Source organism: Micromonospora sp. WMMA1947 (assembly GCF_027497355.1).
Classification (GTDB): Bacteria; Actinomycetota; Actinomycetes; order Mycobacteriales; family Micromonosporaceae; genus Micromonospora.
In genome coordinates this window covers 3,420,907-3,438,558 of sequence record NZ_CP114909.1, presented here as the reverse complement: position 1 = coordinate 3,438,558, position 17,652 = coordinate 3,420,907, and the positions used below count along the sequence as shown (strand labels likewise).

Below are 17,652 nucleotides of genomic sequence, written 5' to 3'. Positions count from 1 at the left end.
TCGGGGGGCACCGACGGGGCGCGTGATCTGTCTTCCGATGCCGCCACCTCGGCAGAAAGGACGGCGCTCGCGGAAACGCGGAGCGGAGAAGACGCACTCCGCGCATTTCCCGTCCGGGCGGGTACGCCGGGCGCGAGCGCGCGCGAACCGGCGCGCCCCGCTGCGACGGACGGTGTCCGCGCGCGTCAACGCGGACGACCCACCCACCTCAGTGGACACGTTGCGTGACGGCAAGCATCCCGGGACACGCCCATTCTTCATCGTTGTAAACCATGCTGGAAGTAGGCCGCGAGAGACCCCCTCCCGGCATCGCGAAACTGTTTCAAGAAATACGTGCCACGAGTGAGCGACGCTCCATTCCGTCACTCATTGCAATCATGATCGGCAATGTTCCCACCGTGCGCGCTATTCGCGTATCGTGCCCGATCGTGCCGCCCGTTCGCCCCTCCGACGCCACTCCCCCGAAACCCCGGCCGCCGTCCGGCGGACGACCGGGGTCCGACGTGGACGCCGAGGTGGTGTCACTGCCGCCGGACGAGGGCAACGTCGGCGGCCCCGAATGGGCCGACGACGGGCCGGGCGAGACGCACCACCACAGCCACGCCGGACACCACCACACCCGCGGCGACGCGGACCGCGACACCGCGGACGAGAGCCCGGAGCACGCCCCGGACGGATCGCACCCGGACACCCGCGAACTCGCCGCCCGGTTCGAGGACGAGAAGCCGGGCCGGGTGCTCGCCGGACCGGTCGGCCTCCTCTTCACCGGCGTCACCGTCGCGGTCGGTCTGCTGACGCTCTGGCAGGTGTTCTTCCCGCTGGCCCAGGGCAGCAAGTACTACCTCATCTTCTTCCTGGCCGGCGTCCTGCCGATGGTGTTCCTCGCGTACCCCTCGGGGGTGCGGCTGCGGCGGACCGCAGCCGACACTGACGACCGGCACGGACCGACGCCGGTGGACTGGCTGCTGGCCGTCACGGCGCTCGTCGTCTGCCTCTACCCGGTACTGCCGGTCACGATCGGCGCCGGTGGCGGCGGGTACGACGCCTTCCTCGACCGGCAGGGGCTGCTGGATCCGCTGGACGTGGCGTTCGGCACCGGGCTGCTGCTCCTGCTGCTCGAGGCGTGCCGGCGCACCACCGGATGGATCCTGCCCGCGGTGTGCGTGCTGTTCCTCGGGTACGGCTACTACGGCGGCCTGCTGCCGCAGGCCTGGCCGGTGGCGCACGCGGGGCTCGACTTCGGGCAGCTCGTCGACGCGTTCTACAACTCCGACAGCGGCTTCTACGGCACCCCGCTCGACGTGGCCGCCTCCTACATCGTGCTGTTCACCATCTACGGCGCGGTGCTCAACCTCTCCGGGGCGGGCCGGTTCTTCGTGGAGCTGTCCGCCGCCGCGTTCCGCCGTTCCCGTACGGCCGCCGGCCGCACCGCCGTCGCCTCGGGCTTCCTGCTCGGCACGGTCTCCGGCTCCGGCGCCGCCACCACCGTCAGCATCGGCGCGGTGACCTGGCCGATCCTGCGGCGCGCCGGCTACCCGGCCGAACGCGCGGGCGGCATGCTCGCCGCCGCCGGTGTGGGAGCGATCCTGTCCCCGCCGACGCTCGGCGCCGCCGCGTTCATCATCGCCGAGTACCTGGGCGTGTCCTACCTCCAGGTGCTCGGCTGGGCGACGGTGCCGACGATCCTCTACTACCTGGGCATCCTGCTCTCCGTCGAGATCGACGCCCGGCGCTCCGGGGTCCGGCCGGTGGTCATCGACACCGGCTCGGCCTGGCGCCTGCTGGCCCGCTTCGGCTACCACTTCCTCTCCCTTCTCGTGATCATCCTGGTGCTGGCGCTCGGCGCGTCCGCGATGCGGGCGGTGGTCATCGCCACCGTGCTCGCCGCGGTCCTGTCCTTCCTGGACCGGCGGCACCGGCTCACCCCGGCCCGGCTGGTGGAGGCGCTGCGCGACGGCGTACGCGGGGTGCTCGCGGTGACCGCCGTCTGCGCCGCGGCCGGCATCATCACCGCCACCACCACGAAGACCGGCCTCGGGCCGCAGGCCGCCGCGCTGCTGATCGACGGCGCGCAGGCGGTCAGCTCGGAGCCGGCGGTGGTGCTGGCGCTGACCGCCGTGCTCGCCGCGGTCGCGCTCAGCCTGCTCGGCCTCGCGGTGCCGGTCACCGCCTCCTTCGTCATCGGCTGGGTGATCATCGGTCCGGCGCTGCTGAACCTGGGCGTCGAGGCGCCCGCCGCGGCCATGTTCGTCTTCTACTTCGCGGTGCTGTCCGAGGTCTCGCCGCCGACCGCGCTCGCGGCTGTCGCCGCCGCCGCGGTCACCGGCGGCCGGTTGGTGCCGACCATGTGGCAGACCCTGCGGTACGCGCTGCCGGCGTACCTGATCCCGCTGGCCTTCGTGATCACGCCGACCGGCCTCGGCCTGCTCGGCATCGGCGGCGCCGGGCGGATCGTGACGGCCGGCCTGGTGTCGGCGTTGGGCGTGGCCGTGCTGGCGGTCGCGGCCGGCGGCTGGCTCCCGGGTGTGGGCCCGGCCGGCGTGCCGGAGCGGATCGTCGGCGCGATTGCCGGACTGGTGCTGCTCTGGCTGGAACCGCTGCCCATGGCGATCGGCGCGGCACTCGCCGCGCTCGCGGTCGCGGGCGTGTACGTCCGACGTGGCGCCGCCGGACACCCCGGCCGCCCGGCGGTCGAAGAATCCGTGGACCTTGGGGAGGAGAGAGAGTGGGACGGATCGACGCGAGGATAGTGGCGGGCGTCGGGGCACTTGTCCTGGTCGCCGCCGGTGCCGCCGGCTGCGGGGGCCGTCAGGACGGCGCGGCGAAGGACGACGCGGCCCGCGAGGTCAGCTGCAAGGTCACCAAGGACACCCGGGTCGGCATCGCCACCGGCAACGCCACCGGCGTCTACTACGTGGTCGGCAACGCGCTCGCCGGTGAGCTGAGCAAGACCACCGACGGCAAGCTCACCGGGACGGCCGCCGAGACCGGCGCCTCGGTGCAGAACGTCGAGCAGCTCGTCGCCGGCCAGTACGACGTGGCGTTCTCGCTGTTCGACACCGCCGTCAACGCGGTGCAGGGCAAGGGGAGCTTCACCGCGCCGCAGCCGGTCAAGGCACTGGCCCGGATCTACGACAACTACACGCAGGTGGTGGTCCGCGCCGACGCGGGTATCACGTCGGTGGCCGACATGAAGGGCAAGAAGATCTCCACCGGCTCGCCCAAGTCCGGCACCGAGGTCATCGCCAACCGGCTGCTCACCGCCGCCGGGCTGGACCCGGCCAAGGACATCCAGGCGCAGCGGCTGGACCTCACCAAGACCGTCGACGGCATGAAGGACGGCAGCATCGACGGCTTCTTCTGGTCCGGCGGCGTGCCGACCGGCGGGGTGACCGACCTGTTCACCACGTCCGGCGACAAGGTGAAGTTCGTCGACATCAGCCCGCTGCTGCCGAAGATGGCGGAGCTGAACCCGGCCTACCAGGCGGGCACCATCGGCAAGGACATCTACCGGACCCCGGCCGACGTGCCCACCATCGTGGTGCCGAACGTGCTGCTGGTGCGGGACAACCTGGACGCCGACGTGGCCTGCGCGATCACCCGGACGGTCTTCGAGAAGAAGGACACTCTGGCCCAGGCGAACCCGGCGGCGAAGGGCATCGAGCTGGGCAACGCCCGCAAGACCGACCCGGTGCCGCTGCACCGCGGCGCGGAGCGGGCGCTGAGCGACCTCGGCGCGAGCTGACCCGAACGGGCCGGGCCCGGACACGCGTCCGGGCCCGGCCCACCGACCCGACCCGGAGACCCCCGTGCCGCTGCCCCACCCGGCTCGCGTACGCCGGCATCACCGCTCCGCGGACCGCACCGGACGCCTCCGCTCGGTCCGCGTCCAACTGCTGGCCCCGATCCTGGTGGCCACCGCCGGCCTGGTCGTGCTGGGCGCGGCGCAGACCGACGCCGCGCTCGACGCGTCCACCGACGCCGACCGGGCCCGCGTGCTCGCCGGCACCGCCACCGCGACCGTACGGCTGGTGCACGAGCTGGAACGCGAACTGGGCGAGACGGCCGCGTTGCGCCAGCGCGGTGGTACGTCGGGCCGCCCGCTCGTGGACGCGCAGCGTCGCCGGGTGGACACGGCTGTGGAGCGCTACCGCGCGGCGCAGGGTGACGTGCGCCGGGCCGCCCCCGACCTGGCACCCGTGCTCAACGACGCCAGCCGGCGCCTGGACAAGCTCGCCCCCACCCGGGAGCAGGCGGTGGCTGGCGAGGACGCCGACCCGGCGTACGTGTCGCTCGTGGAGTCCCTGCTCGCGGTCGCGGACGCGCTGCCGAGCCAGCTCCGCGACGCCGACCTGGCCAACCAGGCCCGTGAGGTGGCAGCGGTGGCCGCCCAGGAGCATCTGTCCTCGCTGGAGCGCGACCTGCTACGGGCGGTGTTCGTCCGCGGTGGACTGCAAAGTGGCGAACTGGCCCGGCTGGGCCGGCTGCGGGGTGCCCGGGAGCAGCGGCAGGCCGAGTTCCTGCGGATCGCCTCCGACTCGTCGAGAACCGCCTGGTACCGCTTGGTCGATGGCGCCGACGTGACCACGGCCCGCCGGATGCGGGACGCCGTCCTCGACCTCGACGGCGCGCCGGGCACGGTGGAGATCGACGGCGACGCCTGGTACGTGGCGCAGAGCGGCGCGATCCGCCGGTACAACCTGCTCGGCCGGGACCTGTCCGACGGGCTGGACCGGGACGCGGCGGACCTGGCCGCGGCGGCCCGGCTGCGCGCGGTGCTGACCGCCGGTGCGACGAGCACCGTCGCGCTCGGATCGCTGGTCACCGCCGTGTTGCTGGCGGTCCGTACCAGCCGCCGGTTGCGCCGGCTGCGGGTGGCCGCGCTCACCATGGCGAACCGGGAGCTGCCGGAACGGATCACCGCGATCGCGGCGGGCGAGGGCACCCCGGCGGAGGGTGCGGCAACCCGGATGACCGACGGGATCAGGCGGGGCCGGGACGAGGTGGCGCAGGTCGCCGAGGCGTTCGACACGGTGAACCGGGCCGCGTTGCGGCTGGCCGGCCAGCAGGCCGAGTTGCGGCTGGACGTGACCCGGATGGCGGAGGCGCTGGCCCGGCGCATCCGGACGCTCATCACCCGGCAGCTGCGGCTGCTCGACGACTTCGAGCGCGAGGAGACCGACCCGGACGCGCTGGCCCGGCTGTTCGCGCTGGACCACCTCGCCGCCCGGTTGCGTCGCAACGGGGAGAACCTGCTGGTGCTCGCCGGTGGTGAGCCCGGCCGGGGGCACGAGGGCGCGTTGCTGCTGGAGGACGTAGTACGGGCGGCGGCCTCCGAGATCGAGGACTACCCGCGGGTGGAGATCGACGTGCCGACCGCCGCGGTGCACGGCGCGGCGGCCGGCAACCTGGTGCACCTCCTGGCCGAGCTGCTGGAGAACGCCACCGTCTACTCGCCGCCCGCAGCCCGGGTACTCGTCGACGGCCGGCGCACCGTTGACGGGCTGGTGCTGCGCGTCCACGACCAGGGCATCGGTGTCAGCGAGGGCCGGCTGGCCGAGATCAACGAGCGGCTGGCCGCGCCGGCCACGCTCTCCAGCGCCGCGGCGGGCAGCATGGGCCTGCACGTGGTGGCCCACCTGGCTGCCCGGCACGGCATCCGGGTGCAGTTGCACAACCCCGGCACCGGAACGGTGGCGCAGGTCGACGTACCGGAGTCGGCGCTGACCCGGGTCGAGTCGGTGGCGTCGCGGCCGATGGTCGAGCGGCGACCGCGCGCCGCGGCATGGTTCAAGTCCGGGCCCGCGGCGCGGTCGGCGGCCGGCAGCCGCAGCCTCGTCACCAGCGCCACACCCGTCGGCCCGGTGCGCGGCGTCGCCGCCGTCCGCACGCCGGGAGGCGCGTTGCTGGCGCCGAGCACGGCCCGGATCCGGCCGGTGAGCGGGCCGCCGACGCCCGTCCCGACCACCGCCGCCGGGCTGCCCCGGCGGCAGGTGGGCGGCCACCTGCCCGAGCCGATGCCGGACGCCACCGCACCGCCGCCGGCCGTCGACCTGCTCGACCCCGAAGTGGTACGTGCCCGGCTGTCCGCCCTCGCCGAGGGGGTGGCCAGCGCGACCCGCCGTGCCCCGAACACCACACCCACCGGGAGAAGACCATGACCTCACCGTCCTCCGCCGGCCTGGACTGGCTGCTGGCGAACTTCGCCGAGCAGGTGCCGGACGTCTCGCACGCGCTCGCGGTCTCCGAGGACGGGCTGCGGCTGGCGTCTTCGCCGGACCTCGCCCCGGACCAGGTCGACCAGCTCTCGGCGGTGATCAGCGGGCTGGCGAGCCTGACCGTTGGCGCGGCCCGGCTGATGTCCGCCGGCCGGGTGCGCCAGCAGATCGTCGACATGGACGGCGGGGTGATGCTGGTGATGGCGGTGGGTGAACGGGCGCTGCTCGGCGTGCTCGCCGCGCCCGGCTGCGACCTGGGCCAGATCGGTTACGAGACGGCGACGCTGGTGCAGCGGGTGGCGGAGGCGCTGGAACCGGCGGTCCGCCGGTGACCGGCCGCGCGGTGCGGCTGACCGCCGCGCTGATGACGGCGGTGCTGGTGGCCGGCTGCGCGGCCGAGGACCCGGCCCCGGAGGCGTGGCACGGTGGGCGGATCTTCCTGGCCACCGGCAACACCACAGGCGTCTACTACCAGCTCGGCGGCGGGTACGCCGACCTGATCACCCGTCACCTGCCCGGGTACGAGGCGCGGGCGGAGCCGACCGGCGCCTCGGTGGAGAACATCACCCGGGTGGCGAGCGGGGACATGGAGATCGCGTTCAGCCTGGCCGACACGGCGGCGGACGCGGTGGACGGGCGTGGGGCGTTCGACAAGCAGCCGCAGGCGGTGCGCGCGCTGGCGCGGGTCTACAGCAACTACACGCACGTGATCGTCCGCGCCGACGGCAAGATCCGCAGCTTCGCCGACCTGCGCGGCAAGCGCATCTCCACCGGTTCGCCGAAGTCCGGCACCGACATCATCGCGGGGCGCCTGCTCACCGCCGCCGGCATCGACCCGAACCGGGACATCCAACGGCTCAACCTGTCGCTGCCGGAAACGGTGAAGCAGATGCGGGCCAAGGGCCTGGACGCCATGTTCTTCTCCGGCGGTCTGCCCACACCTGGCGTCAAGGACCTGCTGTCCTCCGCGCCCGGCACGTTCCGGCTGCTGCCGATCGACGAACTGATCGAGCCGCTGAGCGCCCGCTTCGGCGCGGTCTACACGACCGCGACGCTGCCGAAGGAGGTCTACGGCACCCCCGCGCCGACGCCGACCATCACGGTGGCGAACGTGATCCTGGTGGCGGCGGACATGCCGGAGCAACTCGCGTACGACCTGACCCGGGTGCTGTTCACCTGGCAGGGGGAGCTGATCCAGGTGCACCCGGAGGCGGCGAACTTCAACCGGTCCAGCGCCGCGGCGACCCGCCCGATCCCGTTGCACCCGGGTGCGCAACGGTTCTACCGCACCGGCTGAGCGCAGGACCGTGCCGCCTCGGCCAGCGCCGGGGCGGCACCACTGCGGCTACGGCGTCCAGTCGCGCCGCAGCAGGCCGTAGAGCACCAGGTCGGTGTAGCCGTCGCCGTCGTACTCGCGGTCCCGCTGGGTGCCCTCGTGGACGAACCCGCATCTCTCGGCGGTACGCCGCATGGCCGTGTTGCCGGCGAGCGTCTCGATCTCCAGGCGCCGCAGGTTGCGGTTGCGGAAGCCGTACCGGCAGAGCAGCCGGATCACCTCGGTGCCGTAGCCCTGACCGCGCGCCTCGGGGAGCAGGGTGATGCCGAGGTGGGCGTACCCGTTGAAGGTGTTGATGCCCCACAGCACGCCGGTGCCGAGGAACGTGCCGTCGGCGACGGTCTCGGCCAGCAGCGACACCGCGGCGTCGAGCGCCGGCTGCTCGGCGGCGCGTTTCTCCAGCCGGGCCCGGACGTGGCCGACGTGGTGCGGCAGGAACGGCCCGTCGTCGGTGACCAGGTGCAGTTCCGGATCGGCGTTCAGGCGGAACAGGTCCGGCGCGTCGTCGGGGGTGGGCGGGCGCAGACGGACGCGCTCGGTGGCGAACATGCCGTGACGCTAGCGGCGGGCGGGTGGGTCGACAACCGGATTTGGCTCCCCTACCGACCGGTCGGTAGGGTGGCGGCATGACCCCGCTCGTGCTCGCCACCGCCCTGACCAAGACCTACGGGACCCGGGACGCCCTGCGCGCGCTCGACCTCACCGTCGCGCCCGGCAGCCGCTTCGTCGTGCTCGGCCACAACGGCGCCGGCAAGTCCACGCTGCTGGAGATCGTCGCGACGCTGCGCACTCCGACGTCCGGTTCGGTACGCGTCGGCGGGTTCGACACCGTCACGCAGGCCCGGGACGCCCGGCGCCTGATCGGCCTCGCGCCGCAGTCGAACGCCCTGGACCCGCTGGCCTCACCGACGGAGGTGCTCGACTTCCACGGCGTGGCGCTCGGGCTCGGCCGCCGTGAGCGGGCGCGCCGCACCCGGGAACTCATCGGCCTGTTCGGCCTGGGCGAGCACCGCTCGACCCGGGTGGCCAAGCTCTCCGGCGGCACCCGCCGCAAGCTCGACCTGGCCGTGGCGCTCGTCGCCGAGCCCGCCGTGGTGATCCTGGACGAGCCGACCACCGGCCTGGACCCGCTCGCGCGCATCGACTTCTGGACCGAGCTGACCCGCCTCAACCAGGCCGGCACGTCGCTGCTCCTCTCGACCCAGGACCTGCACGAGGCGGACGTGCTCGCCACCGAGATCGCGGTGCTCCGGGACGGCCGGGTGGTCGCCCAGGGCCCACCGGCGGTGCTCAAGCAACGCGTCGGCGCCCGTACGCTCACGCTCGACCTCTCCGGCGCCGCCGCCGCCACCGCGTTCGCCGCCGCGTCCGAGGCCGGATTCCGCGCCGATCCCGACCGGCCGGACCGGGTACGCCTCAGCGTGCCCGACGACCCGCGTGCCCTGGCGAAGGCCCTGACCGAGGCCGGCGACGCCGCCGCCGACATCACCCGGCTGCACCTCGCCGAGCCCTCCCTCGACGACGTCTTCGTCGCCCTCGCCGCCCGCTGAGGCGTGACCCCACCGCACCCCGAAAGGCCCGGATCCGTGCTCCCGCTCGCAGTCACCCCGCCCCGCCGCTCACCGGCCCCCGTCGTCCTCGCGGCGATCAGACGCTCCACGCGCGCCGTGCTCCGGACGCCCGCGCTGCTGGTCGCCCCGGTCGCCCAGTCCCTGTTCTTCCTGCTCGTCTACGCCGGGCAGCTCGACTCCGTCGGCAGCACCTACCTGGACGGGACGAGCTTCATCGCGTTCCTGCTGCCGCTGATCCTGCTCACCGGCGTCGCCACCGGCGCGGGCGCCGCCGGCACGCTGGTGCTGGGCGACCTCACCAGCGGATACCTCGACCGCCTCCGGCTCGCCCACGGCACCACGACACCGTTCCTCGTCGGCCCGGCCGTCGCCGCGCTGATCGCCGTCGTCCTCCAGATGGCGGTCACAGTGGCCGGGGCCACCGCGATCGGCTACCGGCCGGCGAGCTGGTCCGGCGTCGCCGGGATGCTGCTGCTGATGCTGGCCCTGGGCCTCGGCGTCGCGCTGCTGAGCATGGCGCTCGCGCTCCGGTCGGGCTCGGCGTCGGCCACCAACCTGGTCACGCTCGTCGTGTTCGGCCTGTCGTTCTTCACCGGCGTGTTCGCGCCGGTCGACGAACTCGCCGGCTGGATGCGGGTGATCGCCGTCGCCAACCCGCTCACCTATATCGTCGACACCGCCCGCCAGCTCGGCGGCGACGCGGCGCTCACCGCGGCCCCGATCGGCGTCGCGGCGATCGTCACCCTCGCCGTCGCCGGGACCGCGGCCTGCGCCCTCGCCCTCCACCACGCGAGGAAGAACCGATGAGCCCAGCCGACACCCGCACCCAGATCATGGACGCCTTCGCCGAGCAGCTCCGCGCGACCGGCTACCAGGGCATCTCCCTGGTCGGCGTGGGCCGCAGCGTCGGCATCCAGAAGCCGTCCATCTACCACCACTTCCCCGGCGGGAAGGAGGATCTCTACATCGCGGTGGCGGAACGGTACATCCGGGACGTCGGTGGTCGGATCGCGGCGGCGCTGGCCGGCCCCGGCGACGTGCCGCAGCGGCTGCTCGCGCTCGCCACCGTCGCCGCCGGTCAGCACGGCGACGCGGTCACGTTCGAGCAGCGCATCTACGACACCCTGCCGCTCGTCTCCGCCGAGACCAGCGAGCACGTCTCGGGCCTCTACGTCGCCCTGATGCTGGCGCCGGTGACCCGGTTCTTCGCCGACGCCCGGGCCGAGGGCGCCGTCACCGGCGAACCGGAGTTCCTGATGAACGCGTTCCTGCACCTGGCCCGCGCGGCCGACCTCACCGACGAGACCGGACCCGCCCGGGTCGTCGCGCTCTTCCTCGACGGCGCCCGCCCACGTGCCTGACCCCGTGTGACTCCGGGCGTGGCGCGGCCTCAGGCGTCGGCGGGGGCGGTGGCGGCCCGCGCCGCCGCGACCAGCCGGGCGGTCTCGTCGGTCACCGCCTCGTCGTCGGCCGGCGTCCCCGGGTCGTAGCGGACCGTCCAGGTCAGACCGTCGACCCCGGGCACCCGCCGGGCCGCGATCCGGCCGGAGCCGCCGGGCACCTCGTGGTGCGAGGTGTACGCCACCGAGCCGGTGACCCGGGCCCGGACCTGGTGCGGCAGGTCACCCGGGTCGACGAGCAGGTACGTCCCGGGGAGGCCGTCCGCGACCACCAGGTAGCCGTCGCGCTCGGCGACCGGCTCGGCCGGCGTGACAGTGAGTTCCCGGCCGGACCAGACCGCCTTGAGGATGTCGTGCCAGCCGAGGCGGTCCACCCGGCCGGGCAGCCAGAGCCCGCGGTTGCTGGCGACCAGCACGCCGTCGTTGCCGCCCTCGCCGGTGCCGGCGGCGGCCCAGGCGAGCACCCGCTCGTCGGCGGCCAGCGGCGGCCGGTCGGCCGACGGGAGTTTCGGCCGGCGGTTGAACAGACCCATCACAAACCTCCGGCGGCCTGCTCGCGCAGTGCCCGTGCGTGCTGTTCCAGCGAGAGCAGTTCCCCGAACAGGGCGAAGTACTCGTCCTTGTTGCTCACCGGGTTGATCCGCTGGATCTTCGACTTCAGGTCACGGATGCGGCCGGTGACCGAACTCCACTGCAGCCGCGCCATGGTGATCGAGACGTACCTCGGGTCCGGCTCGCCGTCGATGCGCAGCGGCTCCACCGCCAGCTCACCGATCAGCGCCTGCCCGGCCAGGTCGTCGCACGCGTCGCGGACCCGCTCGATCCAGACCGCGCCGCCGGTGGCGGCGGACGCGCCGCCGGCCGCGGCCACCGCGGCGCGTACCGAGACGTGCACCGGGTGCTGGTAGTCGGTCACCTCGACCGCGTCGAACATCGGGCCGGCCAGGACCGGCTCCTGCAACGCCAGCTTCAGCGCCTCCCGCTCCACCATGGACCGAGGGCTGTCCACGCTGGGCGCGGGCCGGCCGGGGCGCGCGGGTGCGGCGGGAGCACCGGGCGCGGGTTGCCCGTTCGCCGCGCCGAGCACCGCGCGCTGCACCGGCTCGATCTCCATGCCGAGGTCACCGGCGAGCTTGCGGACGTACTCCGGGCGCTTCTCCCGGTCCTTGATCTTCGCCACGAGAGGCGCGGCGCGGCGCATGGCCTCGACCCGGCCGTCGACGGTGTCCAGGTCGAACCGGCTGATCACGTGCCGGAGGGCGAAGTCGACCAGCGGCTCGCGGCGGGCCACCAGGTCGCGTACGGCCAGGTCGCCCTTGGCCAGCCGCAGCTCGCACGGGTCCATGTTGTCGGGGCTGACCGCGATGAAGGTACGCCCGACGAAGCGTTGGTCGTCCTCGAACGCGCGCAGCGCGGCCTTCTGACCGGCCGCGTCGCCGTCGAAGGTGAAGATGATCTCGCCGGCCCGTTCGTCGCTGTCGAACAGCACCCGGCGCAGCACCGAGATGTGGTCGCCGCCGAACGCCGTGCCGCAGGTCGCCACCGCCGTCGGCACGTCGGCCAGGTGGCAGGCCATCACGTCGGTGTAGCCCTCGACCACCACCACCTTGCCCTGCTTGGCGATCTCCCGCTTGGCCTGGTCGATGCCGTAGAGCACGTGCGACTTCTTGTAGATCGGCGTCTCGGGGGTGTTCAGGTATTTGGGGCCGTCGTCGTCGTCGAAGAGCTTGCGGGCGCCGAAGCCGATCACGTCGCCGGTGATGTCCCGGATCGGCCACATCAGGCGGCGGCGGAACCGGTCGATCAGCGAACCGGAGCGGGCCGGGCGGGACAGGCCGGCGGTGACCAGCTCGTCGTGGGTGAAGCCCTGCTGGCGCAGGTGCTTGGTGAGCAGGTCCCACCCGTCGGGGGCGAAGCCGCAGCCGTACCGCTCGGCGGCGGCCCGGTCGAAGCCGCGCCCGGCGAGGAACTCGCGGGCCGGGCGGGCGCCGGCGGTGCTGAGCTGGGCGCGGTAGAACTCGACGGCGGCGGCGTGCGCGGCCACCAGGCGCTGCCGCTGCCCCTGCTGCGGGCGGGCACGCGGCGCGGACCTGTCGTCCTCGACGTAGCGCAACTGGATGCCGGCGCGGGCGGCCAGCCGCTCGACCGACTCGACGAAGCTGAGGTGCTCCGCGTCCATCAGGAACTTGATCGCGTCGCCGCCGACCCCGCAGCCGAAGCAGTAGAACACGTTGCGGGCGGGCGAGACGTTGAACGACGGGCTCTTCTCGTCGTGGAACGGGCACAGCCCCTTGAGGTTGCCGCCGCCGGCCGACTTGAGCGTCACCACCTCGGAGATGACGTCCGCGATGGCGGTGCGCTCGCGGACCAGCGCGATGTCCTCGTCCCGGATCCGCCCCGCCATGACCGCCACCCCCTCGGCGTACATCCTGCCCTGCCGGACCGCCGTTGCGGCGGCCGGGGGGACGGGCGTGTGGCCGGCCACGCCCGCCCCCGCCGGCTCAGGCCGAGCGGGCCGTCGCGGGGTCGCCGATGCGCGGGAACGGCTCGATCGAGAAGACCACCTCGACCGGCACCTCGAAGTACGCGGCGATGCGCAGCGCCAGGTGCAGGCTGGGCCGGAACTCGCCGCGCTCCAGGTAACCGACGGTCTGGTAGTGCACACCGAGCGCGTCGGCCAGTTGCCGGCGGGAGATGCCCCGTTCGGCGCGCAGCACCGCGATGCGGTTGTGCACGGTCTCGCTCATCGACGCCCTCTCATCCGACCCGCTGCATGGCCCGCTCCCGCCGGGCCGCGACCCGCGAGCCGGACTCCCGGCGGGCCATCCGGCGCAGCACCACCGGGGCCAGCACGAGCCCGAGCACCGCCCAGGCGCCGAGCACGCCGACCGTCTCCAGGTGCCGCCAGGAGCCGCCGAGTTCGACTGCTGCCAGGTCGCCCGGGAGCAGCGCCGAGCGCATGCCCAAGCCTAGCCAGTAGAGCGGGAAGACCTGGGCGACGCCCTGGAGCCAGCCGGGCAGGCCGTTGATCGGATAGAAGATGCCGGACAGCGCGATCAGGCCGAAGATCGGCATCACCACCAGGCCCATGTTGCGCGGGTTCTCGATCAGCGAGCCGATCACCGCGCCCAGCGGCAGCGTCGCCACCAGCCCGAGCGGCACCACCCAGGCCAGCGTGAGCCAGGCGCCGGGGTCGCCGAGCCGCAGCCCGTCCAGGAAGAACAGCCCGGGCGTGAGCTGGATGACCACGCCGATCAGTGCGACCGCCGAGACCAGCACGATCTTGCCGACCAGGTAGCCGAGCATGCCGTCCGGGATGGCCTTGGCGCGCAGCAGCGTACCGTCCTCCCGGTCGATGACGAGCTGGTTGGCCAGCCCGAGCAGGCCGCCGAAGAGCAGGCCCATGCCGAGCGCGCTGGGCAGCGTGCGGGCGCCGAGCGAGAAGTCGGTGCCGGGCACGGTCGAGCCGCGCATCCAGAACACGGCGACCAGCAGCACCACTGTGGGGAAGAAGTAGGTCCAGAGATCCTGGCCGTTGGTGAACGTGGCGCGCAGCTCGATCGCGCCGCGCCGCAGCCCGGCCCGGAGCGCGTTGGTGGTCGGGTTCATCGGTTCGCCTCCTGCTGCCACACCCGCTCGGCCCGGCCGGTACGGATGCCGGTCTCCTCCTCGTGCACCAGCGCCAGGTACGCGTCCTCCAGGCTGGCCCGGCGCACCTCCAGCTCCCGCACCCCGTCGCCGTGCTCGCGGAGCAGGTCGCGCAGGAAGGCGGTGGCGTCGGCGGTGGCGTGCACGTACCGCTCGCCGTCCCGGGTCCAGCGCACCTCGGCGTCCCCCGCGACGCGCCGGGCGAGCTGGTCGGGCGACCCCTCGGCGATGATCCGGCCGCCGGCCAGGATGAGGATGCGGTCGGCCAGCTTCTCCGCCTCGGCCAGGTCGTGCGTGGTCAGCACGATCGTGGTCTCGTCCAGGTCGGCCAGGCGGTGCACCAGCTCGTGGAACTCGCGCCGGGCGGCAGGGTCGAAGCCGACCGTCGGCTCGTCCAGGAACAGCAGCTCCGGGCGGCCGACGATGCCGACCGCGACGTCGAGCCGGCGGCGCTGTCCACCGGAGAGCCGGGACACCCGGCTGCCGGCGTGCGCGGTCAGGCCCACCGTCTCCAGCAACTCGTCGACCGGCCACGGGCGCGGGATCCGGTCGGTGGCGTACGGCGCGTAGAAGTCGCCGAGGTGGGCGAGCAGTTCCCGTACCCGCCACTTGCCGTGGTCGCGCCAGGACTGGAGCACCACGCCCAGCCGCGCCCGCCACCGCTCGTCACCGCGCGCCGGGTCGGTGCCGAGCACCCGCACTGTGCCGGCCGAGGGCAGCCGGAAGCCTTCGAGGATCTCGATGGTGGTGGTCTTGCCGGCGCCGTTGGGCCCGAGCAACGCCACCACCTCGCCCCGCCGGGCGGTCAGGTCGACGCCGTGGAGCACGTCGACGGCGCCGTAGCGCATGCGCAGATCCCGCACGTCGAGGACGAGGTCCTCGTCGGGAGGTCGGGGGGACGCGACGGCCCCGGGGAGTTCGACCGCAGTCATACCTCGGAATGTAGCACCCCTACTACATTCCGGGGTACACCCGCTCACCGCAGGACGTGCGATCGGAGCCATCAGGCCGGGACGGCGGCGGCCTCCTCGGCCTCCACGGCGGCGTTCCAGGCCGGCTTGGTGGACCGCCAGCCCTCGTCGTCCAGGCCCTGCCGCCAGTAGCCGGAGATGGACAGGTCACCCCGGGGCACGCCGCGCTCGACGCGCAGCAGCCGCCGCAGCTCCTTCATCGCGCCGGCCTCGCCGTGCACGAACGCGTGCACCCGGCCGGGCGGGAACTCCAGCGCCCGGACCGCCTCGACCAGCGGCTCACCGAACGGGCGTCCGTCGCGGTGCAGCCAGCGCACCTCGATCTCGCCCGCGCCGGCCAGGGGCAGCTCGTCGGCCGGGCTGCCGACCTCGACGTACACCTTCGCCCGCGCGCCCGCCGGCAGCCGTTCCAGGGCGGCGGCGATGGCCGGCAGCGCGCTCTCGTCACCCGCCAGCAGATGCCAGTCGGCGTCCGGGTCCGGCGCGTACGCGCCGCCCGGCCCGGTGAACAACACCCGGTCGCCGGGACGCAGCGCCGCCGCCCACGGCCCGGCCAGACCCTCGTCGCCGTGGTGCACCACGTCCACTGTCATCTCACCGGCCGCGGCGTCCCAGGCCCTGACCGTGTACGCGCGCAGGCGCGGCCACTGCTCCGCCGGGAACTCCCGCTTGATCGTCGCCAGGTCCACCGGGTGCGGGTAGGTCACCCCGGCCGGCGGGAAGACGAACTTGACGTAGTGGTCGGTGTACGCGCCCACCGGCAGCCCGGCCAGCTCCGGACCCCCCAGCACGAGGCGGATCAGGTGCGGGGTGGGCCGCGTGGTCCGGACGACCGTGGCGGCGGTGAGCTTCTTCGGGCGATCCGTCATACTGCTTAGGCTAGCCTAAGCTCCGGCGGGGTGATCCGGTCAGCTCGGCGACACCAGACGGGCATGCCAGGCCAGCGCGGCCGGATCGGTGAGCGAGGCGACCTGGTCGACCACCACGCGCAGCCGCCCGGCGTCGTCCGCCGCCTCCCGCCACAGCGGCGCGAACACCGGGTCGAGCGCGTCGGGCGCCCGGTCCAGCAGCGCCGCGACCAGCCCGGCCAGGACGTCGCGCTGCCGCGCGTAGCGGTCCTCGGCACCGGGGCGGCGCATCACGTACCGCAGCGCGATGCCCTTGAGCAGCGCACACTGCGCCCGGATCCGGCGCGGCACCACCAGGTCGGCGGCGTAGCGGCGGTGCGGACCGGGACCGTGGCGCTGCTGCGTGGCGTCCACCACGCGGGAGACGAACCGGCCGGTGAGCACACTCGTGGTGGTCTTCAACGCGGCGAGGGCACGGTGGCTGCCGTCGTACGCGGCCAGCGGGGCGAGCACCGGATCGGCGAGCAGGTCGGCCAGCACCTCGCCCAGGTCCTCCGGCGCCTCGCCGGAGTACGTGGCGGCCACGTCGGCGCAGAGCGCCCGCCGCTCGTCCGGGTCGGCCAGCAGCGGGCGCAGGTCCACGTACCCGCCGTGGATGCCGTCCTCGACGTCGTGCACCGAGTACGCCACGTCGTCGGCCCAGTCCATCACCTGGGCCTCCAGGCAACGGCGCTCGCCGGGCGGGGCGCCCTCACGCAGCCAGTCGAAGACCAGGCGGTCGTCGGCGTACACGCCGAACTTGCGCTCGCCGGGGCGGCGCGGCCACGGGTACTTGCTCACCGCGTCCAGCGCGGCCCGAGTCAGGTTCAACCCGGCCGAACGCCCGTCCGGGGTGAGCACCTTCGCCTCCAGCCGGGTGAGCACCCGCAGTGTCTGCGCGTTGCCCTCGAACCCGCCGCAGGTGGCCGCCAGCTCGTCCAGCGCGTACTCACCGTTGTGCCCGAACGGCGGGTGGCCCAGGTCGTGGGCCAGTCCGGCGGTGTCCACCACGTCGGGGTCGCAGCCCAGCCGGGCGCCCATCTCGCGGGCGATCTGCGCGACCTCCAGCGAGTGGGTCAGCCGGGTACGCAGGAAGTCGTTCGTGCCGGCGGTGTGCACCTGGGTCTTCGCGGCGAGCCGGCGGAACGCCGCCGAGTGCAGTACGCGGGCGCGGTCCCGCTCGAACGGCGAGCGGCCGTACCCGGTGTCCTTGGGCGCCTCGTCGACCAGCCGCGCCGCGTCGTCAGCCCCGGTCACCGTTGCCGCGTTGGCGCAACACGCAGAACTCGTTGCCCTCCGGGTCGGCGAGCACCGTCCACTCCACGTCTCCCTGGCCGATGTCGACGTGCCGGGCGCCCATGTCGACAAGGCGCTCCACCTCGGCCTCCATGTCGGCCGGGCGCAGGTCGATGTGCAGCCGGTTCTTTCCCTCCTTCGGCCCGGCGACCGGGACGAAGACGAGACCGGGCAGCGTGTCGGGGGTCCGGCGGATCTCCACCTCGTCCGGCTTGTCGGTGATCACCTGATAGCCCAGCGCCTCCGCCCACCAGCTGGCGAGCCGGGACGGGTCCCGGGCGTCGACTACCAGGTTCTCCCAGACGGCGGTCATGTGGACACCCCT

The 17,652-nt window shown here is 73.7% G+C and carries 17 protein-coding genes; 8 read left to right on the top strand and 9 right to left on the bottom strand.

Annotated elements, in window-relative coordinates; translation table 11 throughout:
- The first annotated feature begins 503 nt into the window (after positions 1–503).
- The 5 genes from O7604_RS16510 (at position 504) to O7604_RS16490 (ending at position 7,515) form a co-directional block, all read left to right on the top strand.
- On the top strand, positions 504–2,750 hold the full coding sequence (locus O7604_RS16510) for a TRAP transporter fused permease subunit (protein ID WP_281577041.1): 2,247 nt from the start codon (positions 504–506) through the stop codon (positions 2,748–2,750).
- The gene (locus O7604_RS16505; RefSeq protein WP_281577040.1) at positions 2,726–3,745 is read left to right on the top strand and encodes a TAXI family TRAP transporter solute-binding subunit; all 1,020 of its coding nucleotides are present in this window, start codon (positions 2,726–2,728) and stop codon (positions 3,743–3,745) included. The genes O7604_RS16510 and O7604_RS16505 overlap by 25 nt, the downstream gene beginning before the upstream one ends.
- Positions 3,746–3,809: 64 nt before the next feature.
- On the top strand, positions 3,810–6,161 hold the full coding sequence (locus O7604_RS16500) for a nitrate- and nitrite sensing domain-containing protein (protein ID WP_281577039.1): 2,352 nt from the start codon (positions 3,810–3,812) through the stop codon (positions 6,159–6,161).
- Positions 6,158–6,550, top strand: a complete 393-nt coding sequence (locus tag O7604_RS16495) for a roadblock/LC7 domain-containing protein (protein WP_091421601.1) — start codon at positions 6,158–6,160, stop codon at positions 6,548–6,550. Before O7604_RS16500 ends, O7604_RS16495 begins: the two co-directional genes overlap by 4 nt.
- The gene (locus O7604_RS16490) at positions 6,547–7,515 is read left to right on the top strand and encodes a TAXI family TRAP transporter solute-binding subunit (protein ID WP_269704627.1); all 969 of its coding nucleotides are present in this window, start codon (positions 6,547–6,549) and stop codon (positions 7,513–7,515) included. The genes O7604_RS16495 and O7604_RS16490 overlap by 4 nt, the downstream gene beginning before the upstream one ends.
- A gap of 48 nt (positions 7,516–7,563) precedes the next feature.
- On the opposite strand, the gene O7604_RS16485 is transcribed toward O7604_RS16490, so the two are convergent.
- Positions 7,564–8,103, bottom strand: coding sequence for a GNAT family protein (locus O7604_RS16485; protein WP_269704626.1), 540 nt, complete (start codon positions 8,101–8,103; stop codon positions 7,564–7,566).
- Positions 8,104–8,180: 77 nt separating this feature from the next.
- Between O7604_RS16485 and O7604_RS16480 the strand changes: the two genes are divergently transcribed.
- From O7604_RS16480 to O7604_RS16470, 3 genes are read left to right on the top strand one after another with little or no spacing between them, the layout of a single operon-like run.
- The gene (locus O7604_RS16480) at positions 8,181–9,104 is read left to right on the top strand and encodes an ABC transporter ATP-binding protein (RefSeq protein ID WP_281577038.1); all 924 of its coding nucleotides are present in this window, start codon (positions 8,181–8,183) and stop codon (positions 9,102–9,104) included.
- Positions 9,105–9,140: 36 nt separating this feature from the next.
- Entirely contained in the window at positions 9,141–9,932 is a 792-nt protein-coding gene (locus O7604_RS16475) for an ABC transporter permease (RefSeq protein WP_269704624.1), read from the top strand.
- Positions 9,929–10,486, top strand: coding sequence for a TetR/AcrR family transcriptional regulator (locus tag O7604_RS16470; RefSeq protein ID WP_269704623.1), 558 nt, complete (start codon positions 9,929–9,931; stop codon positions 10,484–10,486). The genes O7604_RS16475 and O7604_RS16470 overlap by 4 nt, the downstream gene beginning before the upstream one ends.
- A gap of 29 nt (positions 10,487–10,515) precedes the next feature.
- On the opposite strand, the gene O7604_RS16465 is transcribed toward O7604_RS16470, so the two are convergent.
- The 8 genes from O7604_RS16465 to O7604_RS16430 form a co-directional block, all read right to left on the bottom strand.
- A complete protein-coding gene (locus O7604_RS16465; protein WP_269704622.1) occupies positions 10,516–11,058 on the bottom strand; it encodes a hypothetical protein in 543 nt (180 codons plus the stop codon).
- The gene (gene dnaG / locus O7604_RS16460) at positions 11,058–12,953 is read right to left on the bottom strand and encodes a DNA primase (protein WP_269704621.1); all 1,896 of its coding nucleotides are present in this window, start codon (positions 12,951–12,953) and stop codon (positions 11,058–11,060) included. Before dnaG ends, O7604_RS16465 begins: the two co-directional genes overlap by 1 nt.
- Positions 12,954–13,026: 73 nt before the next feature.
- The gene (locus O7604_RS16455; protein ID WP_018787373.1) at positions 13,027–13,272 is read right to left on the bottom strand and encodes a helix-turn-helix transcriptional regulator; all 246 of its coding nucleotides are present in this window, start codon (positions 13,270–13,272) and stop codon (positions 13,027–13,029) included.
- 10 nt (positions 13,273–13,282) lie between these two features.
- Positions 13,283–14,134, bottom strand: a complete 852-nt coding sequence (locus O7604_RS16450; RefSeq protein ID WP_269704620.1) for an ABC transporter permease — start codon at positions 14,132–14,134, stop codon at positions 13,283–13,285.
- Positions 14,131–15,105 carry an ABC transporter ATP-binding protein gene (locus O7604_RS16445; RefSeq protein WP_281577037.1) on the bottom strand — a complete coding sequence of 325 codons (975 nt, stop codon included), beginning with the start codon at positions 15,103–15,105 and terminating at the stop codon, positions 14,131–14,133. The genes O7604_RS16450 and O7604_RS16445 overlap by 4 nt, the downstream gene beginning before the upstream one ends.
- Before the next feature lie 71 nt (positions 15,106–15,176).
- The gene (locus O7604_RS16440; RefSeq protein WP_281577036.1) at positions 15,177–16,013 is read right to left on the bottom strand and encodes a siderophore-interacting protein; all 837 of its coding nucleotides are present in this window, start codon (positions 16,011–16,013) and stop codon (positions 15,177–15,179) included.
- Between the two features lie 39 nt (positions 16,014–16,052).
- Positions 16,053–17,288: a deoxyguanosinetriphosphate triphosphohydrolase gene (locus tag O7604_RS16435; RefSeq protein ID WP_281577035.1), complete on the bottom strand. Its 1,236-nt coding sequence runs from the start codon at positions 17,286–17,288 to the stop codon at positions 16,053–16,055.
- Positions 17,275–17,640 carry a VOC family protein gene (locus O7604_RS16430; protein WP_135241555.1) on the bottom strand — a complete coding sequence of 122 codons (366 nt, stop codon included), beginning with the start codon at positions 17,638–17,640 and terminating at the stop codon, positions 17,275–17,277. The genes O7604_RS16435 and O7604_RS16430 overlap by 14 nt, the downstream gene beginning before the upstream one ends.
- Between the last annotated feature and the right edge of the window lie 12 nt (positions 17,641–17,652).

What these genes read in the sequence shown, in the direction of transcription:
- O7604_RS16495 (WP_091421601.1), top strand. Translation starts at nt 6,158, where the DNA reads ATGACCTCACCGTCCTCCGCCGGCCTGGACTGGCTGCTGGCGAACTTC.
- O7604_RS16485 (WP_269704626.1), bottom strand. Translation starts at nt 8,103, where the DNA reads ATGTTCGCCACCGAGCGCGTCCGTCTGCGCCCGCCCACCCCCGACGAC.
- O7604_RS16480 (WP_281577038.1), top strand. Translation starts at nt 8,181, where the DNA reads ATGACCCCGCTCGTGCTCGCCACCGCCCTGACCAAGACCTACGGGACC.
- O7604_RS16470 (WP_269704623.1), top strand. Translation starts at nt 9,929, where the DNA reads ATGAGCCCAGCCGACACCCGCACCCAGATCATGGACGCCTTCGCCGAG.
- O7604_RS16465 (WP_269704622.1), bottom strand. Translation starts at nt 11,058, where the DNA reads ATGGGTCTGTTCAACCGCCGGCCGAAACTCCCGTCGGCCGACCGGCCG.
- dnaG (WP_269704621.1), bottom strand. Translation starts at nt 12,953, where the DNA reads ATGTACGCCGAGGGGGTGGCGGTCATGGCGGGGCGGATCCGGGACGAG.
- O7604_RS16455 (WP_018787373.1), bottom strand. Translation starts at nt 13,272, where the DNA reads ATGAGCGAGACCGTGCACAACCGCATCGCGGTGCTGCGCGCCGAACGG.
- O7604_RS16450 (WP_269704620.1), bottom strand. Translation starts at nt 14,134, where the DNA reads ATGAACCCGACCACCAACGCGCTCCGGGCCGGGCTGCGGCGCGGCGCG.
- O7604_RS16445 (WP_281577037.1), bottom strand. Translation starts at nt 15,105, where the DNA reads ATGACTGCGGTCGAACTCCCCGGGGCCGTCGCGTCCCCCCGACCTCCC.
- O7604_RS16440 (WP_281577036.1), bottom strand. Translation starts at nt 16,013, where the DNA reads ATGACGGATCGCCCGAAGAAGCTCACCGCCGCCACGGTCGTCCGGACC.
- O7604_RS16430 (WP_135241555.1), bottom strand. Translation starts at nt 17,640, where the DNA reads ATGACCGCCGTCTGGGAGAACCTGGTAGTCGACGCCCGGGACCCGTCC.